Origin of the sequence: Microbacterium sp. CFBP 8801, from assembly GCF_014839455.1 — a bacterium.
Lineage (GTDB): Bacteria > Actinomycetota > Actinomycetes > Actinomycetales > Microbacteriaceae > Microbacterium.
The window spans coordinates 9,865-28,166 of the sequence record NZ_JACYNU010000022.1 but is presented as its reverse complement, the minus strand read 5'-3'; the positions used below and the strand labels follow the sequence as shown (position 1 = coordinate 28,166).

Sequence of the window (18,302 nt, the reverse complement as noted above, 5' to 3'; positions counted from 1 at the left end):
CGCCGTCACGGGAGACATCCGGCTTTTCGATAGCCTGGGAGCAGGGGGTCGACGTGAGCGAACAGAAAGTCACAGACGGCGGGGGCAGGTTCCGCGTCTACCAGGTGAGCGGCATCGTGCTCGCCGTCCTCTTCCTCGCGCTCGGCGTCGCCGCGTTCCTCGCCGGCGGCGGCCCCATCATCGCCGCCATCGCCGTCATCGGAGGTCTCACCGTGCTTGTCGTATCGATCGTGACGATGGTGCGCTCGTGAGCGTCCCCGATGGCTCCGACCGCCCCGACGGCAAGAAGAAGTACCCGACCGGCACGGTCGTCATCTGGATCGCCGGTGCGGGGATCGGCCTCTGGCTGCTCATCAGCGGCCTCATCGGCATCCTGTCGGGCGGTTCGTGAGTCGGCGGGGCTGAGCCCACTCCGCTGAGCCCCGGGCCGGCCGCCCCTGCCGCACGGCGGGTCACGGCGCGTCGAGGGAATGCCCGCTGCCGAGCATCGTTGTCCCTGAGGTCAACGAACCTCGACAGGAAGGGCATCATGACGCGCCTTGGACGCAGCGACCTCGACATCCTCCCCCTCTCGCTCGGCGGGAACGTCTTCGGTTGGACCGCCGACCGCGACACCTCGTTCGCCGTACTGGACGCCTTCCACGCCGGGGGCGGGAACTTCATCGACACGGCTGACGGCTACAGCGCGTGGGTCCCGGGCAACTCCGGCGGAGAGAGCGAGACGTTGATCGGCGAGTGGCTCGCGTCACGCAAGCCGTCGAACGTCGTCGTCGCGACGAAGGTGAGCACCCACCCCGACTTCCGCGGCCTGTCGGCGGCGAATGTGCGCGCGGCGGCCGAAGCCTCGCTGCAGCGCCTGGGTGTCGACACCATCGACCTGTACTACGCCCACTTCGACGACGCGGAGACCCCGCTCGAAGAGACCGTGGCCGCCTTCGGCGACCTCGTGTCCGACGGTCTCGTGCGCCACGTGGCCGTGTCGAACTACACCGCTGAGCGCATCCGCGAATGGGTCTCGCTGGCCGAGGCCTCGGGCGTCGCCCTGCCCGTCGCCATCCAGCCGCACTACAACCTCGTGCACCGCACCGACGTCGAGCGCGACATCGTGCCCGTCGCTGAGCAGTACGGCATGTCACTCGTGCCGTATTTCGCCTTGGCCAGTGGCTTCCTGACCGGCAAGTACCGGACGGCGGATGCCACGGGCGACTCGCCCCGTGCCGAGGGCGCCGCGAAACTCGCCACCCCCGCCGGCCTCGCGCTGATCGACGCGCTCGAGGAAGTCGGACACGCCCACGGCGCTTCCATCGCGACGACCGCGCTGGCGTGGCTGCGCGCGCAGCCCGCGGTGGCCGCCCCGATCGCCAGCGCGTCGAAGGTCGAGCAGGTCGCCGATCTGCTCGCGAGCGCGCGCCTCGAGCTCAGCGCCGACGAGCTCGCCCACCTGTCGCGGGCGTCGGACGCCGCGCAGGACTGACGTCGATCGCAGTGAGGCCCCGGCACACACCGTGTCGGGGCCTCGCTGCGTCTTCGGGCCCCGGCGGTCGGGCGACGCCCGAGCGGGTCATCCTCGTGACGTCATCGTCGTGACGTCATCGACGACAATGGAGGGGTGAAGCTCCTCGTCGCCGCCCATGTGTCCGAACTCGTCGCCTTCGAGGAGGACATCCCCGGCTTCACCCGTCTGCTGACGGGCGTGGGGAAGATCCCCGCGGCCTACGCCCTCACACGCGCGCTCTGCGAGGGCGACTACGACGAGATCGTCGTCGTCGGCACGGCGGGGGCGATCGACGACGACGTCGAGGGAGGCATCTACGAGATCGCCGGAGCCATCCAGCACGACGTGAAGGGGCTCGACGGCACGTTCGGCGAGCACGTGTCTCTGCCGACGCGGGTGGACACCGGCGCCGACGGGCTCGTCATCGCCACCGGCGACCACTTCGTCGACGACGCCGAGGCGGTCCGGCTCATTCGCGGCCTCGGAGCGCGGCTGGTCGACATGGAGTCGTACGCCCTCATCTGGGTCGCGCAGCAGTTCGACGTGCCGATCCGCATCCTGCGGGCCGTCTCGGACCGCGCGCACGACGGCGCGACCGAACTGTGGGATGTCGTCGTCGAGCGCTGCAGCCACGAGCTGCGCGCGAAGATCGGCGAGCTCTACGGGGTCTGAGACCCCGAGCGAGCCCGACCCGCCAGGTCGCCGACGCCCACGATCAGCGCGATGCCCAGGAAGACGCCCACGGTGATCATGCCGGACGCGTAGGCGTCGTGGTAGACCACCGTCATGTCGGCGGTGTCCTGCTCGCGATAAACCGTCGCGTAGAACAGTGCGAGGGCGATGGCCGTGCCCACGGCGGTGCCGATGCGTTGTCCCAACTGACCCACTGAGCCCGCGACACCCCCACTGGTGACGGGGATGTCGGCGAGTGTGAGGGTCTGATTGGGCGAGATCACCAGACCGCCGGCGAACCCGCCGACGACCATCACCCCGGCCATCGCCCACGGCGTCCACTCGGGTGCGGTGAACAACGCCACCAGCACGAGACCGCCCGCCGTGGCGACCATGCCCAGGATTCCCCACACCACCAGCGGACGCCCCAGACGCGTGACCAGATTGCCGCCGATCCACGAGCTCCACGCCGACGCGACCGCGAACCCGATCGTCACCATGCCCGCGAACACGGGTTCGAGTCCCAGCCCGCCCTGCAGGAAGAGGGTGCCGAGCAGGAACATCGCGGGGATCGCGGCGAAGTACGCGGTCGAGATCAGCACACCGTTCCGGTACGACGACAGGCCGAAGATCGAGAACGGCATGAGCGGCATCCCGCCCCGGTCGGCGTATCGGCGCTCCCAGAACACGAAGCCGGCGGCGAAGACGACCGACACCACGAGCAGCCACCAGCGGCGGGGATCGTCGCCGGGCGCACCCGTGGTGAAGAGGAACGGCCACATGAGGGCCAGGATCGTGAGCGCGAACAGCAGCACGCCGACGGGGTCGAGGTCGAGCTTGCGACGCGACTTGGTGCGGGTGTCGGGCAGCAACCAGGCGGCCAGGGCGATGACGATCGCGACGAGCGGGATGTTGATCCAGAAGATCAGACGCCAGCCGTCGGTCTCGCCTCCCAGGGCGATGAGCAGACCACCGAGCGTGGGACCGAACGCGGTGGCGATGCCGATGGTGGCCCCGAACAGTCCGAAGGCGCGACCGCGTTCTTTGCCCTGGAACAGCTGCTGCACCAGCCCGAGGACCTGCGGCATCTGGATGCCGGCGGCCACCCCCTGCAGCAGACGAGCGACCAGCAGCACTCCGGTGTTGGGGGCGAGGGCGCACGCCAGGCTCGTGACGAGGAACAGCGACAGGCCGACGAGGAACAGCACGCGCCGGGAGCGCAGGTCTCCGAGACGACCGGCGGGCACCAGCACGAGACCGAAGGTGAGGATGTAGCCCGACACCACGAGCTGCAACTCGGTCGGCCCGGCGTTCAACGCCGCCTCGATCGAGGGCAGGGCGACGTTCACCTTGGTGAGGTCGAGGATCGTGAGCGCGGCGACCGCCACGGCGACCCAATAGGCACGCCAGCGATGCTTCGACGACAGGACGATATCGCGCGTGGGGGGATGGGCGGAGCCCGAGGGGGCAGGCGGCTGATCAGACATCGAGTGCCACGCTACTCCGGGGGTCGGACACGACGGTCGGGCTTGCGTGGACCGTCCCGCCGGCACCGTGATCGCGGACGATCTCGCTCGGCGGGCCGCCGGCGCCCGAGGACCGGGGCGCCGAGCTTTCCGCGCGCTCAGTCGATGTCGCGACGAGCGAAGACCGCGCGCAGGATGAAGAACACGATCACCGCGACGATCGCCACGGCGACCACCCGGAACGCGAACGCGAGGATCGACAGGAGGATGTTCACGACGACCCAGGCGATGACCACGGCGACGATGACGCCGAGGATGGTCCAGAGGGTGCTCTTGCGCATGCGACCAGCCTAGGCGGGGAGCAGGGCGGCATCCTGGGAGATGACGCTCGGTCCCCTCGGTGTCGCGGTCACCTGCAGCTGCGCGGGCAGCTGGTCTCTCATCGACGCCACGTGACTGATGACGCCCACGGTGCGGCCGCCTTGCCGCAGCTCGTCGAGGGTGCGCATGGCGAGATCGAGGGTGTCGTCGTCGAGCGAGCCGAAGCCTTCGTCGATGAAGAGGGTGTCGAGCCGGATGCCCCCCGCCCGGGCCGTGACCACCTCTGCGAGTCCGAGGGCCAGGGCGAGCGACGTCAGGAAGGTCTCACCGCCCGAGAGCGAGTGCGGCGGACGGCACTGGCCGGTGAAGGCGTCCATGATCTCGAGCCCGAGGCCGCTGGCGGCCCCGCGGGCCGCGAGCGCGTCGGTGTGCTGGAGTCGGTAGCGGCCCGACGACATCTGCTCGAGACGCAGGTTGGCGGCCACGACGATCTCTTCGAGCTCGGCGGCCAGCACGAAGGTCTCGAGCGTCATGCGGCGGGTGTTGGGCGCGCGTCCGGCGAGGGTGTCCGCCAGACGGGCGACGACCGCGTGCTCTACGGCCAGCTCCGCGATGGCCGAGTGGCCGGCATCGGCCCGCTGGGCGAGGCCTCGCAGACGGTCAGCGAGAGTCCGCGCCTCGGCGTGCGCGGCGGCGGCCTGCTGCACGGTCTCGCGCGCCTGCCGCACGGCGGCCGTGAACGGCGCGAGATCGAGCGGCTCGTCGCTCGCGTCGACGAGCGCCAGCTCCAGGTCGAGCAGGCGCTGCCGGGCGGAGGCGATCGCCGTCGCGTGCTCCGTGACGATCGCGTCGAGACGTCGGCGCTCGGCCGCCGGCCGCAGGGCGACGACGACCGCGTCGACGTCGTCGAACGAGGTGTCGGCCACGAGGTCGTCGAGGGTCGTCCGGGCGTCGAGGTGCGCGGCCCGCGCGGCGGCCACGTCGGCGCGCGTGGTCAGCAGGTCGCGCACCGCCGTCCGATGCGACTGCAGGTCGTTCTGTCGCGCGGTGACGGTCGCGAAATCGCCGCGCGCCCGACGCACGTCGTCGCGCAGCGCGTCGCCCCGCTGCTGCGCGAGGGCGGCATCCTGCCGCGCCGTGGCGAGGTCGGCCGTCAGGCTCTCGATCCGCGCCGCGATGGCGACGTCGATCTCGACGGCACGCGCACGCTCCGCTTGACGCTGCTCGAGGTCGGCGACGTCGGCGAGGGCGCTCGCGAGCGCGGTCTCGGCCGCGGCGAGGCGGTCGGTCAGGGTCGCGACGCCGTCTCCTCCCGCCCGAGCGGCAGCGAGAGCGTGGTCGTCGCGGGCGATCCGGGCGGCGTCGGAGGCGAGCCGGTCGGCGTCGACCGCGGCGTTCTTGCGATCTTCGGCGGCGGCGATCTGCTCGTCGGTCACCGAGGCGTCGCCGCCCACGGCGGGGGCCGGGTGCTCTCGGGAGCCGCAGACGGAGCACGGTTCTCCGTCGACGAGCTCGTGGGCGAGTTCTGCGGCGGCGCCCGCCAGGCGACGCCGCAGCAGCGTCGTCCACGCGTCGACCGCACGCTGCAGATCGTCGGCGCGGACGAGAGAGGAGAGGTCGGCCTGGTCGCGCTGCTCGAGCAGTCGCGCCGCCTGGTGAGCGGCATCCAGCCGACGTCGAGCCTCGTCGCGAGCTGCCAGCGCGGCCTGTCGCCGGTCGGGGGCGCCCTGGAGGGCGGTGAGGCGCTCGTCGAGCGTCTGGAGCAGATCGGGCACCTCGCGGCGCCCCTCGACGAGGGCGTCGCGCTGCCGCTCGAGCGTCTGCACGCGCGCGGTGGCCTGCGCGACCGCGGCGTCGGCGTCGACCAGTTGCTGCTCGGCGACACGCGCGGCCTCGGCCTGGGCGAGCAGTGCGGTCAGCTCATCGTCTCGTGCGGCGAGGGCATCGTCGGTTCCGGCGTCGCCTTCCCCCACGGCGCGCGCACGGTCGAGGGCTGTCCCGTGACGCTTCTCTGCGGCGGTCACCGCGGTCGCGGCCCGCTCCGCGGCGTCGACCGTCGCCCGGAGCGCCTCGGCCGCGGCCGCCGCGGCCGCTTCGTCGCGCGCGCGCTCGACCGCGTCGCTCTGCGCCTCGAGGGTGGCGAGCTCCCGGCGCACGCGCACGCGGTCGCGCTGACGCTCGTGCAGCGTCGCGGCCTCGCGTTCCGCCGTGAGAGCCGCATCGAAACCCGCATCGGCCGACTCTCGATCTCGGGCGAGGGTATCGACGAGGTAGGCGGCCCTCTCGACGGCGCGGACGACGAACGCCAGCCTGTCGGCGACGGCGCGGGGGGCGTCGTCGGACGCCGGGGAATCGCCGGACGACGACGTGACCTCGGAGTCGGGGGCACCGCCGTCGAGTTCCGCCGCCAGACGCTCGGCCTCGTCGAGGAGGGTCGAGACCTCGATCCCCTCGGCGGCGAGGCGCACCTGGGCGCGCTTGCGACGTTCGTCGAGATCTGCGGTGTACTGCTCGAACGAACGCGTGCCGAACAGGGTGCGCAGCAGCGTCAGCCGCTCGTCGTTCTTGGCCAGGAGGAATCGAGCGAAACGGTTCTGCGCCAGCAGGATGACCTGGAGGAACTGCTGCTGACTCAGCCCCACGATCTCGTCGAGGCGGGTCGCGACGTCGACGGGGCGCGCCGCGACCCCGGTCCAGCCCTGCGGGGTCTGCACCTCGAGAAGGGCGCGGTGCGGCTCTTTGGTGGTGCCGCCGCCACGACGCTTGGGCCGCTCGAACTCGGGCGAGCGGGTGATGCGCCATCTCTCGCCGTCGGCGCTGAACTCGAGCGTGACGCGCGTCGGGTCGTCGGGGGTGCAGTGGTCGCTGCGCAGGCGCCGTTCCGCTCCGTCGTAGCGGGGCACGCCCCCGTACAGGGCGTAGCAGACGCCGTCGAGCACGCTCGACTTGCCCGCCCCCGTGCGCCCCGTGATGAGGAAGATGCCGTCGTCGGCGAAGGCGTCGAAGTCGACCGCCTGCGTGTCGAGGAACGGGCCGAAACCCTCGAGTTCGAGCCGGTGGAGCTTCATGCGCGCGCCTCGGAGACCGCCCGGGTGTCGAGGACCTCGCGGATGAGGGATCGCTCGGCCTCGGTGGCGCCCTCGCCCTCGCGCACGTGAGCGAGGAACGCGTCGATGACCTCGGCGTCGTCGCGGGCCGCCCGCACGCGTCTCGCGTAACCGACGCCGTCGTCGGCCCGGGTCTCGGCCGGAACGTGCGCGACGGTGGCGCACCACGGGAATCGTGCCTGCAGCCGTCGCATGGGATCGGGCTGAGGAGTCGCGTCGGTGTACTCGGCGCGCACCCAGTGCTCGTCGTGGCCGTCGAAACGTTCGTCGGAGAGGAGGTCGTCGAGGGAGGCACGCAGGGTGACGAGGGGGCGCGGAACGGGCAGGTCGAGCCACCGCACGTCGGCGAGGCCGTCGCCGTCGAGCTCGACCAGCCACGAACCACGCGGTTTGCCCGCCTCGCCGAAGCTGTAGTGCACCGGTGCTCCCGCGTACCGCACGCGATCGGAAAGCTGCTGCCGGCCGTGGATGTGCCCGAGCGCGACATAGTCGGGCCCGTCGAAAGCCGAGAGGGGAACGACGTCGAGGCCGCCCTGACGGATCTCGCGCTCGACGCCGGGGGTGGCCTCCACTCCCGCGGCGAAGCAGTGCGCCGCGACGACGGAGCGGCCGCCGCGTTCGGCCAGATCGTCGCGCACGAGGTCGAGGGCGTGCGCCATCGTCTGCGCCTGGCTTCGCAGCTCGACGCCCTCCCACAGGTGACGCACGATAGCGGGTTCGAGGTAGGGGATGCCGTAGATGTGGACCGGCCCGTGCTCGTCGTGCACGGTGACCGGCGTTCCCACCGACAGCGGATCGGTGACGACGGTGATGTCGTCGCGCAACAGCGCCGATTGGAAGCCGAGACGGGCGGCGGAATCGTGATTGCCGCTGGTGACCACGACGCGGGCACCCGCGTCGGTCACCGCCGCCAGGGTGTGGGACAGGAGCGGGTAGCACGCGGCTGCGGGCGTGGCCGAGTCGAACACGTCGCCGGCGACGATGACCACGTCGACGTCGTTCTCGCGGACCTGGGCGACGAGCGTATCGAGCACGCCGCGCAGGGCGTCGAGCGTCGAATGCCCGTGGAACGATCGCCCGATGTGCCAGTCCGAGGTGTGCAGGATGCGCATGCAGACACGGTACGTCGCACCTCCGACATCGGCTCGCAGCAAACGCCTGCCTGCGGTGACGACTCAGCAGAACCAGGATGACGCGAAGACGGCGCCCCACCCCGGGGTCACCGGGGCGGGGCGCCGTCGATCGGTTCTCAGGCCCCGTTGACCTCGGCGACGAGGGCGCGGATGCGGTCGTCTCCGAGATCGAGACCGATGTCGGAGAAACGCTGACGAAGGACGTCGGCGACGCGCTCGTCGCTCTTCCCGCCGACGTCGGCGCGGGTCTGGACCACGACGCCGGCGATGCGGGCCTCGTCATCGGTGGGGTGGGTGTCCATCATCGGCTCCGACTGCTCGTCGGGGCGCGCGGGACGCTTGCTCTCCTCGTGCACGGCACCGCCCACGGAGTCGGCGGGCGACGCGCCACCGTCGGGACCGGCGGAAGGTTGCGGGGCTCGGGTCTCGTCCGACATGTCAGTCCTCCGTGCTCAAGTCGGGGTCGATGCCCTGGCTGGCGGCATCCCCCTCGATCGGGTCCGAGGGCTCGGCGTCGTTGAGGCGCGGCGAACCCTTCGCGTTCTCGTTCTGCTGAGCGGTCTCGCCGTCGGCGACGGCACCACTCTCCCAGCCACCGGGCGGGTCGGCGTTGATGACACCCTCGGGCAGGTCGCGGTCGTCTGTCATGACTTCCCCTTTCGACACCTCCAGCATCGTGGCGCCACCGTCCGCGGCGGCAGGGGTTGACGGCATTGCGGCTCCTGCGTACGCGTCGCCTCAGGCGGACGGCCGCGTATGCAGGAGGCCGGCGCGTTCCGGATGGGCCTCGAACCACTCCCCCACGTACCAGCACACCGGCAGGATCCGGCGGCCACCGGCCGCCTCGATCGCGTCGACGGCGCGTTCGGTCACCACTCCGGCGTACCCATGCCCCCGGAAGGTGGGAATGGTGAACGCGCGCGTGAGGGCGATGGTGCGCCCGTCGTCGCGATAGTCGAGCACCGACACGAGGTCGTCGCCTTCGTGAAGGGTGAATCGCGAGGCGGTCTTGTCGTCGGCGAAGTGCAGGTCGGCCATTCCGTGAGGGTACGCCGCTTCGCGACTCCGGGCGCCGATGCAGCAGAATGCTCGAATTGCGGGCGCGTGGGCGACGAACATCGCGCATGATGCGCAACGGGACACGCGATCGCTCGATTTGACGCGATCCGACTCGGTGCGTCATAATCCCCCCATGACTGTCAACGCGCGTTCTCTGTCCGCCCGGGAGGCGAACAGGACTGCCGGCATGATGATGCCCGGCCGCGTTGTCATGTGCTGTCGAATGTGCCGCTAACCGCGACCCCTCGTATGGACGACCTCGGTTTCTGAACGCCGACCTCGTCCCCCGGTCGTCTGGCATCCGCGTCGATCACGCGTACCCCGGCACCGCACCCCGGCCCTCTCGGCCCTCACCTCCCGCTGAACCCCGCATCGTGACGCACGGGTTCACCACCCAAGGACTTCATCACTCATGTCGATCTCCGCCGTTCTCGACCGCACCCAGCCCTCCACCGTCCGCACGCCGGCTCCCGCCGCCCCCGACGCACCCGCCGCCCCGCGGCCCGTCGCCGGCACCGCGCCCCGCGGCTTCGCCCTCTACGTCGGCATCGACGAAGAGAAGGCCGCCGCCGCCGGTGTCAGCCTCGGCACCCTCGTCGAGGCCCTCCGCCGCACGCTGAGCGAGCTCGCCCCCGCCGCCGAGACCTACGCCACGGTGGCCCTCGCCCCGGCCGGCGCCGGTGGCCGCGACGTCGACGTCGTCCGTCTCGCGCTGCACGAGCCGTCGGCCGTCGCCCGTACCAAGGACGAACCCGTCGACGAGGACCGCGCCCCCGGCGGCGTGGTCGTCGACATCTCGCGCAAGCGCGTGCTCATCGACGGCGAGTCGGCCGCCTTCACGTTCAAGGAGTTCGAGCTGCTGCAGTACCTCGTGCTGCGCGAGGGGCGCACGATCGAACGCACCGAACTGGTGGCTTCGCTGTGGGAGGGCTCGACCGACGACGACGCCCCGGGCGAACGCACCATCGACGTGCACGTGCGGCGCCTGCGTGCGAAGCTCGGCGCCTACGAAGACATCGTGCGCACGGTCCGCGGCGTCGGGTACCGCTTCGACCGGCACGCCGACGTCTCGATCCGTTACGGCCACGGCACCCCCTCGCCCGACCGCTTCTGATCGCTCGCCGCCGCATCCGGTGTTCTGTGCGCACTGGTCGCGGTCAGTCTGCATGATCGGTGGGGCTGGAGTGCACGGGAGGGAGTGTAAGGACGCGAGCGGATGGATCGGTCATGCAGATGAGCCGAACACCAGCCGCGACCGGCGCCGCGAACCCCACGGCCCCGCACAGCCCGGATGCCGCGATGTCGGAGGGCCGACGTAGGGTGTCGGCATGAGATCGACCGGGGTGCGCGCGCGGCAGTCACCGCGTGAATCGCCGGTCGTCGCGGATCGCCCGATCGAGTCGGAGTACCGTCCCGCGCGCCCCGTCGACATCGGTCGCGCGGTCTCGGCGCAGCGGCACGGTCGTAACGACCCCACGTTCTTCGCCACGGCGCCCTTGCGCGACGGAGGCATCGTGTGGAGGGCCAGCCGCACCCCCCTCGGTGTCGCGACCCTCGCTCTGCGACAGAGTGTCGGCGGTTCCGTGCGTGCCGCAGCCTGGGGACCGGGCGCAGAATGGGCGATCGACCAGCTGCCGGCGCTGTGCGGAAAGCTCGACGAAGCCGACGGGTTCGACGCCTCCCGGCATCCCCTGGTCGCCGAATGGCACCGACGGCACCCCGACCTGCGCATCGGCCGCACCGACCTGGTGTTCGACGCCCTGGTCAGCGCCATCATGGAGCAGAAGGTCACGAGCATGCAGGCCTTCTCGGCCTGGCGCAGCGTCGTCACCTGGTACGGCGAGCGCGCGCCGGGTCCCCCTCCGCGGCCCCTGTTCGCTCCCCCCGACATCGAAGGATGGCGCCACGTTCCGTCGTGGGCCTGGCACCGGGCCGGCCTCGAGCCGCCGCAATCGCGGACCATCGTCGAGACCGCGCGTCGAGGCCCGACGATCGTGCGCGCGGCGAGCGCCGCGGTCGACGGCGAGGCCCGCGACCGCGTCTTCATCAGCCTGCGCGGCGTCGGCATCTGGACGAGCGCCGAAACGCGCATCCGCGCGTTCGGAGATCCGGATGCCGTGAGCGTGGGCGACTACCACCTCGCCCACCAGGTGGGTTTCGCCCTGACCGGCCATCGCACCGACGACGACGGCATGCTCGAGTTGCTCGAACCGTTCGCCGGTCACCGTCAGCGTGTCATCCGGTTGATCTACGCCGGGTCGGGCCTCGAACCACGTCGCGGCCCGCGGCTGCACCCCGAGGATCACCGCGATCGCTGAGGGCGCACCCGCGGCGTCCGCCCGCGCGCGGCGCAGGGAGGTGGCGGTCGCGGTCGATCCCCCGGGTCAGTGTCCGCGCGGAGCCCGCCAGTAGCCGGTGAACGAGATCGCCCGTTTGTCGACGCCCGCCCGCACCCAGTGCCGACGCATCGCGCTGACCAGCGACTGCTCGCCCGCCACCCACGCGTAGGCCGGGACTCCATCACCCGGCGCCGCCTCGGTCGCCGCGTCGCGCGCGGCCACTCCCGGCGTCGCGTGCGGATCGGCGCGCACGACCCACCGCACGTCGACGCCGTCCGGGGCGGCGAGTGTTCGCACATCGCCGGCATCCGGAACCTCGACGACGGCCGTCCCCGTCGCGGCGGGATCGAGCGACGCCAGAATGCCGGCGAGCGCCGGCAGCGCGGTCTCGTCGCCGACGAGGGCGATCGGGCCGGCGAGATCGGCGGGCGGGGTGAACAGCACCCCCTCGTCGAGGATGGCGACGGCGTCTCCCGGGGCGCACGTCTCGGCCCACGTTGCTGCCGGACCCGCCGTCCCCTCGGCGGCGGATCCGTGCAGGACGAAGTCGACGTCGAGCTCCGCCGGCTGCTCCCCCGCCGGGCGGAAGTCGGCGACGGTGTAGTTGCGCAGAACCGGGCGTTCCGTTTTCGCGATCGCCAGGTACCGCAGGTACGCGAACGAGTCGAGGCGCTGCGGGAGGCGGGTCAGGGTGCCTTCGGCGACCGGGAGGAAGAGGCGGAACCACTGGTCGCGACCGAGGGGCACGAAGCGCGCGAGATCGTCGCCGCCCAGGGTGACGCGGGCGAACGACGGCGACAGCCGCTGCCGGCGCAGGACGTGCAGGGTGAGCAGCTCGCTCTTCTCGGGCTTCACGCGTGTGGTCATCGGGCTTCCTCGTTCTCTCGGGGACGGGTGGGCGACGACCGGCGCGGACGCGCGCGGCCGCCTAGGCTGGGCGCATGATGCAGACAGGGACCGGCTGGCCGCGCGGACGCACGTACTGGATCCTCGGCACCCTGCTGCTGCTGGGTCTCGGCATCCTGTTCGGACTCGTGTGGCAGAACGTGTGGCTCGGTGTCGTCATCGCCGCGGCGGTGTCGGTGGGGTGGCTCATCGCCTACGAATCCAGCCGAGGGCGCAACGTCGGCGTCAACGATCCCGACAACGGCATCCAGCTGTAAGACGCCCCCGCGCGGGCGTTCCCCGCTGCGCACGCCGGGGCGGCGGCGGTGCGTGCGGGTCATCGGTAGTAGACCGCCAGCGGATAGGGTCCGTCTCGGCGCACGTCGACGGGGGTGCCGAACACCTGCTCGAGCGTCGTCGGGGTCATGAGTTCGTCGGGGGTCCCGACGTGCACGACCTGCCCGTCGGCGAGCGCGACGATGCGATCGGCGTAGGCCGCGGCGAAGTTGATGTCGTGGACGACGATGACGATGGTCTTGCCCAGTTCGTCGACCGCGCGGCGGAGCTGACCCATCATCGCCACGGCGTGCTTCATGTCGAGGTTGTTGAGCGGCTCGTCGAGCAGGATGTAATCGGTGTCCTGGGCGAGCACCATCGCGACGTAGGCGCGTTGCCGCTGCCCGCCCGAGAGCTGGTCGAGGTAGCGGCCCGACAGCTCGGTGAGATCGAGGAACGCGATGGCCTCGTCGATCTTCACGTGGTCTTCGGCGGTGAGGCGCCCCTGCGAGTGAGGGAAGCGCCCGAAACCCACGAGCTCTCGCACGGTGAGGCGGGTGACGAAGTGATTCTCCTGACGCAGGATCGACACGATCTTCGCCAGGGCACGACCCGGCGTCGTGGTGACGTCGTTGCCCGCGATGGTGGCGCGGCCGCTCGTGGCGGTCGCCAGACGCCCCACGATCGTCAGCAGGGTCGATTTGCCCGCGCCGTTCGGGCCGACGAGGGCCGTGATGCCCCCGGCGGGGATGTCGAGGGTCACGGGCCCCAGGACGGTCAGGTCGCCGTAGGTCATGGTGACGTCGGTGAGGGAGATCACGAGACGTACCGCCCCGGTGAGCAGGAGAGCATCAGAGACTGCCCTTTCGCAGCAGGTAGACCAGGAAGAACACGCCGCCGACGAACTCGATGATGATCGAGAGCATGCCCGCGGCGTAGAACACGTGACGCAGCACGAAGTACCCACCGAGCAGCGCCGCCATGCCGAGGAGCACGGCGAAGGGCAGCACGACCCGGTGCTGCGAGCTGCCGGCGAGCTGGTACGCCAGGGTGGCGACGATGAAGCCGAAGAACGTCATGGGTCCCACCATCGTCGTCGAGACCGAGATGAGCACCGCGACCAGGACCAGCATCCCGATCACCTCGCGACGGTAGGCCAGTCCGAGATTGAGCGAGGTGTCGCGTCCCAGCGCCAGCACATCGAGTCGGTGACGGGCCCGCCAGACGAGAGCGAGCACCACGGCGACGACCAGGGCTCCCCACGGGAGGTACTCGGCATCCGAGTTCGAGAGGTTGCCGAAGAGTCGGGCCGAGAGGATGTCGAAATCGCTGGGGGTGAGCAGTCGTTGCATGACGGTCGAGAGCGAGCCGAAGCCGACCCCCAGCACGACGCCGACGAGCAGCATGATGTGCAGGTTGCCGCGGCGCCCCGCGAACAACCAGCCGTACAGGAGCGTCGCGAAGCCCACCATGAGCACGCTCTGCACGACGACCTTGAGCAGCCCGTCGGTCGCCGACAGGGCGGCACTGCCGAAGAAGAACACCAACGCCGTCTGCATCACGACGTACAGGGCGTCGAAACCCATGATCGACGGCGTCAGGATGCGGTTGGCGGTGGCGGTGTGGAACAGCACGGTCGCCACCGCCTGACAACAGGCGACGAGGGCGATCGTGGCGACGCTCACCACGCGCAGGTTCACCGCGATCCAGAACCCCCGCGAGCCAGGCACGCCCGGCACGTTCCACGTGAGCACGCCGACGGCGGCCACGATCACGATGAGGGCCAGGATGCCGAAACGCAGGCCGATCCGCCGACGGCGGGCCGCACGGGCGGGCGCGGGGCGGGTCAGGATCTCAGCCACGGGCACGCATCCTCAACAGCAGGGTGATGAACACCGCAGAGCCGACCACGCCGAGGATCATCGAGACGGGCACCTCGAACGGCATCCGCACGACACAGCCGACGATGTCGCAGACGACGACGACCGCGACTCCCCCGAGGCACACCCAGGGAAGGTTCGCGCGCGCGTTGTCGCCGCGCCACATCGACACGAGGTTGGGAACGACGAGCCCGAGGAAGGGGAGGAAGCCCACGACCACGGTCGTCACTCCCGTGGCGACGGCGACGAGGGCGGTGCCGACGAGCAGGACGCGGGTGTGGTCGAGGCCCACCGAGGTCGCGAGGTCGCGGCCGAGACCGGCGACGGTGATGCGGTCGGCGTAGAGGAACACGAGCACGACGATGAGCGCGACGATCCACAGCACTTCGTAGCGTCCGCGGACGATCGAGGTGAAGCTGCCCATGAACCAGGTGCCGAGCATCTGCAGCGAGTTCGTCGAGACGGCGAGGTAGGTGGTGAACGCCGAGACGACGGCGCCGAGCATGATCCCGATGAGCGGCACCACGAGCGAGGAACGCAGCGAGATGCGCTGCAGGATGCCGATGAAGACCATCGTCCCGACGAAGGCGGCGACGGATGCCGCGACCATGCGCACCGGAAGAGGCGCGGCCGGGGCGACGAGCACCGTGACCAGCAGCCCCAGCGCGGCCCACTCGGACGTGCCCGTGGTCGACGGTTCGACGAAACGGTTCTGCGTGAGCAACTGCATGATGAGGCCGGACACGGCCATCGCGCAGCCGGCGAGCACGAGCGCGAGGGTGCGGGGCACGCGCGAGATGAGGAACATCTCGGCGCCGAAGCCGTCGCCGGCGATGTCGTAGACGCCGACGAACAGCGAGAGCACGACGAGGGCGGCGACGCCCACGAAAGCGGCGGGCAACGCGAGCCGCGCACGAGGGCGGAGGGCGGTGGCGGTCATGGCATCCCTCCCTCCCCGCTCGCGCGAGGGGTCGTATTCTCGACCCGTCGCGCGAGCGGGGGTGGGGTCGGACTTCAGGAGGCGAAGGCCTCGGCGGCCGAACGGTAGAGCTTCGTGTAGGCCTGGATGCCCTCGTCGAGGTAGAAGCTGCCGTCGAGGTAGACGACCTGGTCCTTCAGCACGGCGGGGACGTTCTTCAGCGCCTCGGCGTTCTCGATGAGGTCCTTCGCCGAGACGTAGCCGTCTTCGCCGAACATCGCGTCGCGGTCGAGGACGAAGAGCCACTCGGGGTTCGCCGCGGCGATGGCCTCGACGCTGATGTCGTCACCGTGCGACGCATCCTCGGCGGAGCGCTCGAGTGCGGGGGTCAGGCCGAGCGTCGGGAACAGTGTGCCGACGCCCCGACCCTCACCGGGCGCGGCGTAGGCGATCTTGCCGCCCGAGGTGATGAGGCCCATGACGCTCTGCGACGGGTCGTAGGCCGCACGGGCGTCGGCGATCGCGGCGTCCAGATCGGCGGAGAGCTGGGTGGCCTCGTCGTTCTTGTCGAACACCTGGCCGAGGATGGCCGTCTGACGCTTCAGCTCGGTCATGTGATCCTGACCGTCGCGCGGGCTCGTCTCGATCGTCGCGGGCTGGATGTCCTTCAGCTGCGCGTAGATCTCACGGAAGCGGTAGCCCCCGACGATGAGGTCGGGCTCGGCCGACAGGACGGCTTCGATGTCGGGCTCGCGGTGCAGACCCACATCGAGCACCTCGTCGCCGCCCGACAGCGAGGGCCACAGGTCGTACATGAGCGGCTTGGGCGCAGCGACGAGCGTGACACCCCAGTCACTGAGTGTCTGGAAGGTCGTGTTGTCGAGCGCGACCACGCGCTCGGGAGCGACGGGCACCTCGATCGAGCCGTGGTTGTCTTCGACCGTGACGGTGGTCGCGGCGGCGGTCTCGTCGACGGGCGCGGCGGCACCCGCGGCGCAGCCGGTGAGCGCGAGGGCGGCCACCAGGGAGGCGGCGGCGAGGGGACGGAACAGGCGGGTACTCATGCGAATCTCCTCAGTGCTGTGTCGGTTCGAGCCGCGACGGGAATGCCGAGACGGGTCGAGAAGTTAGGTTAGCCTTAGCTTTGTGAAGATGTCGAACCCGACCCTCGGAGCCCGTCTGGAGCCCCGCCGTCACGAGCTGGTTTTCCGCAGGGCGACTCTCGCGCGCCGCACCCCCCTCACCCCGGCGTACGTGCGCCTGCGCCTGGAAGGCGCCGAGCTGCGCGGATTCGACTCCCCGGGGGCCGACGATCACATCCGCGTGTTCTTCCCGGCCACGCCCACCGACGACCTGCGCGACTCCCCCAACCGCGAGTACACGCCGGTGAGCTGGGATGCCGCGGCGGGCTGGCTCGACATCGACATCGCCCTGCACGCGAACGGCGTCGGCAGCCGGTGGGCCGAGCACGCTCCCCTCGGCGCCCCGGCGGGCGTCGGCGGACCCCGCGGATCCCTGGTGCTGGTCGGGCGACCGGATGCGTGGTTGCTCGCCGGCGACGAGACGGCCGTTCCGGCGATCCGTCGCTTCGCGGCGGCGATGGACGACGACGCCGTGGGCCGTATCGCGATCGAGGTGCCCGACGCCGTGCACGACCTCCCGGTCGCCGCTCCCGCGGGAGTGGAGGTCGTGCAGGTGCACCGCGGCGATCGCGCACCCGGCGCGGAGCTCGCCGACTGGCTCGACGCGCTCGACATCGAGGAGCAGCCCGACGGGTGCGTGTTCGGCTTCGTCGCGGCGGAGCAGGCCATCGTCCGCGCGGGGCGCGCCCTGCTTCTCGACCGGTGGTCGGGCGACCCCGCCGCCACCGTCGTGAAGGGCTACTGGAAGCGCGGCACAGCCGAGTACCACGCTCCGCACTGACGCGGGACTGAGTCGATCACGCGGCCGGTCATCGACTCAGTCGCGCTCCACCCCGGCGGCGAACGCCAACACGCGGGCCCGAAGGAACGGGGTGGCGTAGACCGTCGAGGCGCCCGGCGTGGGCGACGCGACGGCGGTGGCGGTCGCGTCCGCGAGCGCTCCACGCACGAGAGGCACCGCAGCGCCGGCGTCGGCGAGCGCCTCGACCGCGCGCACGGCGTACTCGTCGCCCACCGCGATCCGCTGCTGCACAGCGACGGCCGGGTCGACCCCGTCGGGGACGCGGACGCGGGATTGCGCCAGCAGCGGTGGGGTACTGCGTGCGAACGACAGCGTCGCGATCGCCACGGCGAGCCAGCTGCCGTCGTCGCCGGCGAGCGCCGCGAGGTCGTCGCGCGACGCCGCGAGCGCTCGGGAACGGAGGGCGGCCAGATCATCGGCGGCGACGGGACCGTCTCCGGCTCGCGCGTCGTAGGCGTCGGAGGCCGCGAGCGCCGCGCGACGCAGGAGCGACGCGAGACCGTCGAGGTCGGCGTCGCGGTCGAGCGCTCCCGCGCCGTCATCGGCGACGTCGCGACGGTCGATGCTCGCCTGCGCCGTCGCCAGCGACGACGATGCCAGCGCCGAGGCGGTGCGTCCCCCCTCGAGGTCGCCGTCGTCGGCGTCGTCCGACGCAGGCTGCTCCGCCAGGGCACTGCCGGCGTACCCGGCCAGCGCGTACGCCTCTGCCGCGGCGCCGATGCCCTCGAGGGCGAGGTCGGCCGCGTCGAGGGTGTCGGGCGGGTTCTGGGCCCACGTCGCGAGGAGCTCGACGGCCGCCGCGCGCG

The 18,302-nt window shown here is 71.3% G+C and carries 21 protein-coding genes; 8 read left to right on the top strand and 13 right to left on the bottom strand.

Annotation, left to right across the window (positions count from 1 at the left end):
• The first annotated feature begins 53 nt into the window (after positions 1–53).
• The 4 genes from IFR11_RS15210 to IFR11_RS15195 all read left to right on the top strand — a co-directional run bounded on the left by IFR11_RS15210 (position 54) and on the right by IFR11_RS15195 (position 2,167).
• The gene (locus IFR11_RS15210; protein ID WP_055839154.1) at positions 54–251 is read left to right on the top strand and encodes a hypothetical protein; all 198 of its coding nucleotides are present in this window, start codon (positions 54–56) and stop codon (positions 249–251) included.
• A complete protein-coding gene (locus tag IFR11_RS15205; RefSeq protein ID WP_156458827.1) occupies positions 248–391 on the top strand; it encodes a hypothetical protein in 144 nt (47 codons plus the stop codon). Before IFR11_RS15210 ends, IFR11_RS15205 begins: the two co-directional genes overlap by 4 nt.
• A 138-nt stretch (positions 392–529) precedes the next feature.
• Positions 530–1,474, top strand: coding sequence for an aldo/keto reductase (locus tag IFR11_RS15200; protein ID WP_191916716.1), 945 nt, complete (start codon positions 530–532; stop codon positions 1,472–1,474).
• Positions 1,475–1,609: 135 nt separating this feature from the next.
• Positions 1,610–2,167, top strand: coding sequence for a phosphorylase family protein (locus IFR11_RS15195; protein WP_191916715.1), 558 nt, complete (start codon positions 1,610–1,612; stop codon positions 2,165–2,167).
• Here IFR11_RS15195 and IFR11_RS15190 read toward each other — a convergent pair.
• From IFR11_RS15190 to IFR11_RS15160, 7 genes are all read right to left on the bottom strand, one after another.
• Positions 2,155–3,654, bottom strand: coding sequence for an MFS transporter (locus IFR11_RS15190; RefSeq protein ID WP_235560582.1), 1,500 nt, complete (start codon positions 3,652–3,654; stop codon positions 2,155–2,157). The genes IFR11_RS15195 and IFR11_RS15190 overlap by 13 nt on opposite strands.
• 137 nt (positions 3,655–3,791) lie before the next feature.
• Entirely contained in the window at positions 3,792–3,974 is a 183-nt protein-coding gene (locus IFR11_RS15185) for a hypothetical protein (RefSeq protein ID WP_055839166.1), read from the bottom strand.
• Between the two features lie 9 nt (positions 3,975–3,983).
• Entirely contained in the window at positions 3,984–7,022 is a 3,039-nt protein-coding gene (locus IFR11_RS15180) for an AAA family ATPase (protein ID WP_191916714.1), read from the bottom strand.
• The gene (locus IFR11_RS15175) at positions 7,019–8,173 is read right to left on the bottom strand and encodes an exonuclease SbcCD subunit D (protein ID WP_191916713.1); all 1,155 of its coding nucleotides are present in this window, start codon (positions 8,171–8,173) and stop codon (positions 7,019–7,021) included. The genes IFR11_RS15180 and IFR11_RS15175 overlap by 4 nt, the downstream gene beginning before the upstream one ends.
• Positions 8,174–8,310: 137 nt before the next feature.
• A complete protein-coding gene (locus IFR11_RS15170; protein WP_055839174.1) occupies positions 8,311–8,631 on the bottom strand; it encodes a hypothetical protein in 321 nt (106 codons plus the stop codon).
• Position 8,632: 1 nt separating this feature from the next.
• The gene (locus IFR11_RS15165; RefSeq protein WP_055839177.1) at positions 8,633–8,842 is read right to left on the bottom strand and encodes a hypothetical protein; all 210 of its coding nucleotides are present in this window, start codon (positions 8,840–8,842) and stop codon (positions 8,633–8,635) included.
• Positions 8,843–8,932: 90 nt separating this feature from the next.
• Positions 8,933–9,232 (bottom strand): GNAT family N-acetyltransferase, encoded by a 300-nt coding sequence (locus tag IFR11_RS15160; protein ID WP_191916712.1) that lies wholly within the window; start codon positions 9,230–9,232, stop codon positions 8,933–8,935.
• A gap of 433 nt (positions 9,233–9,665) precedes the next feature.
• Between IFR11_RS15160 and IFR11_RS15155 the strand changes: the two genes are divergently transcribed.
• Both IFR11_RS15155 and IFR11_RS15150 read left to right on the top strand, forming a co-directional pair.
• Positions 9,666–10,367, top strand: coding sequence for a winged helix-turn-helix domain-containing protein (locus IFR11_RS15155; RefSeq protein ID WP_191916711.1), 702 nt, complete (start codon positions 9,666–9,668; stop codon positions 10,365–10,367).
• A gap of 214 nt (positions 10,368–10,581) precedes the next feature.
• Positions 10,582–11,571 (top strand): DNA-3-methyladenine glycosylase family protein, encoded by a 990-nt coding sequence (locus IFR11_RS15150; RefSeq protein ID WP_055938988.1) that lies wholly within the window; start codon positions 10,582–10,584, stop codon positions 11,569–11,571.
• A 66-nt stretch (positions 11,572–11,637) separates the two neighbouring features.
• On the opposite strand, the gene IFR11_RS15145 is transcribed toward IFR11_RS15150, so the two are convergent.
• On the bottom strand, positions 11,638–12,459 hold the full coding sequence (locus tag IFR11_RS15145; RefSeq protein WP_191916710.1) for a siderophore-interacting protein: 822 nt from the start codon (positions 12,457–12,459) through the stop codon (positions 11,638–11,640).
• Positions 12,460–12,533: 74 nt separating this feature from the next.
• On the opposite strand from IFR11_RS15145, the gene IFR11_RS15140 reads away from it, so the two are divergent.
• Positions 12,534–12,755 carry a hypothetical protein gene (locus tag IFR11_RS15140; protein WP_055839190.1) on the top strand — a complete coding sequence of 74 codons (222 nt, stop codon included), beginning with the start codon at positions 12,534–12,536 and terminating at the stop codon, positions 12,753–12,755.
• A gap of 59 nt (positions 12,756–12,814) precedes the next feature.
• Here IFR11_RS15140 and IFR11_RS15135 read toward each other — a convergent pair whose 3' ends face one another.
• The 4 genes from IFR11_RS15135 to IFR11_RS15120 all read right to left on the bottom strand — a co-directional run bounded on the left by IFR11_RS15135 (position 12,815) and on the right by IFR11_RS15120 (position 16,616).
• Entirely contained in the window at positions 12,815–13,573 is a 759-nt protein-coding gene (locus IFR11_RS15135; protein WP_055839192.1) for an iron ABC transporter ATP-binding protein, read from the bottom strand.
• Between the two features lie 31 nt (positions 13,574–13,604).
• Positions 13,605–14,615, bottom strand: a complete 1,011-nt coding sequence (locus IFR11_RS15130; RefSeq protein WP_055839591.1) for an iron chelate uptake ABC transporter family permease subunit — start codon at positions 14,613–14,615, stop codon at positions 13,605–13,607.
• Positions 14,608–15,573, bottom strand: a complete 966-nt coding sequence (locus IFR11_RS15125; protein ID WP_191916708.1) for an ABC transporter permease — start codon at positions 15,571–15,573, stop codon at positions 14,608–14,610. The genes IFR11_RS15130 and IFR11_RS15125 overlap by 8 nt, the downstream gene beginning before the upstream one ends.
• A gap of 74 nt (positions 15,574–15,647) precedes the next feature.
• Positions 15,648–16,616: a siderophore ABC transporter substrate-binding protein gene (locus IFR11_RS15120; RefSeq protein WP_191916707.1), complete on the bottom strand. Its 969-nt coding sequence runs from the start codon at positions 16,614–16,616 to the stop codon at positions 15,648–15,650.
• 88 nt (positions 16,617–16,704) lie between these two features.
• On the opposite strand from IFR11_RS15120, the gene IFR11_RS15115 reads away from it, so the two are divergent.
• Positions 16,705–17,475, top strand: coding sequence for a siderophore-interacting protein (locus IFR11_RS15115; RefSeq protein WP_191916706.1), 771 nt, complete (start codon positions 16,705–16,707; stop codon positions 17,473–17,475).
• Between the two features lie 36 nt (positions 17,476–17,511).
• Here IFR11_RS15115 and IFR11_RS15110 read toward each other — a convergent pair.
• Positions 17,512–18,302, bottom strand: a 791-nt coding sequence (locus IFR11_RS15110; protein ID WP_199771199.1) for a hypothetical protein, incomplete at its 5' end; no start/stop codon positions are given.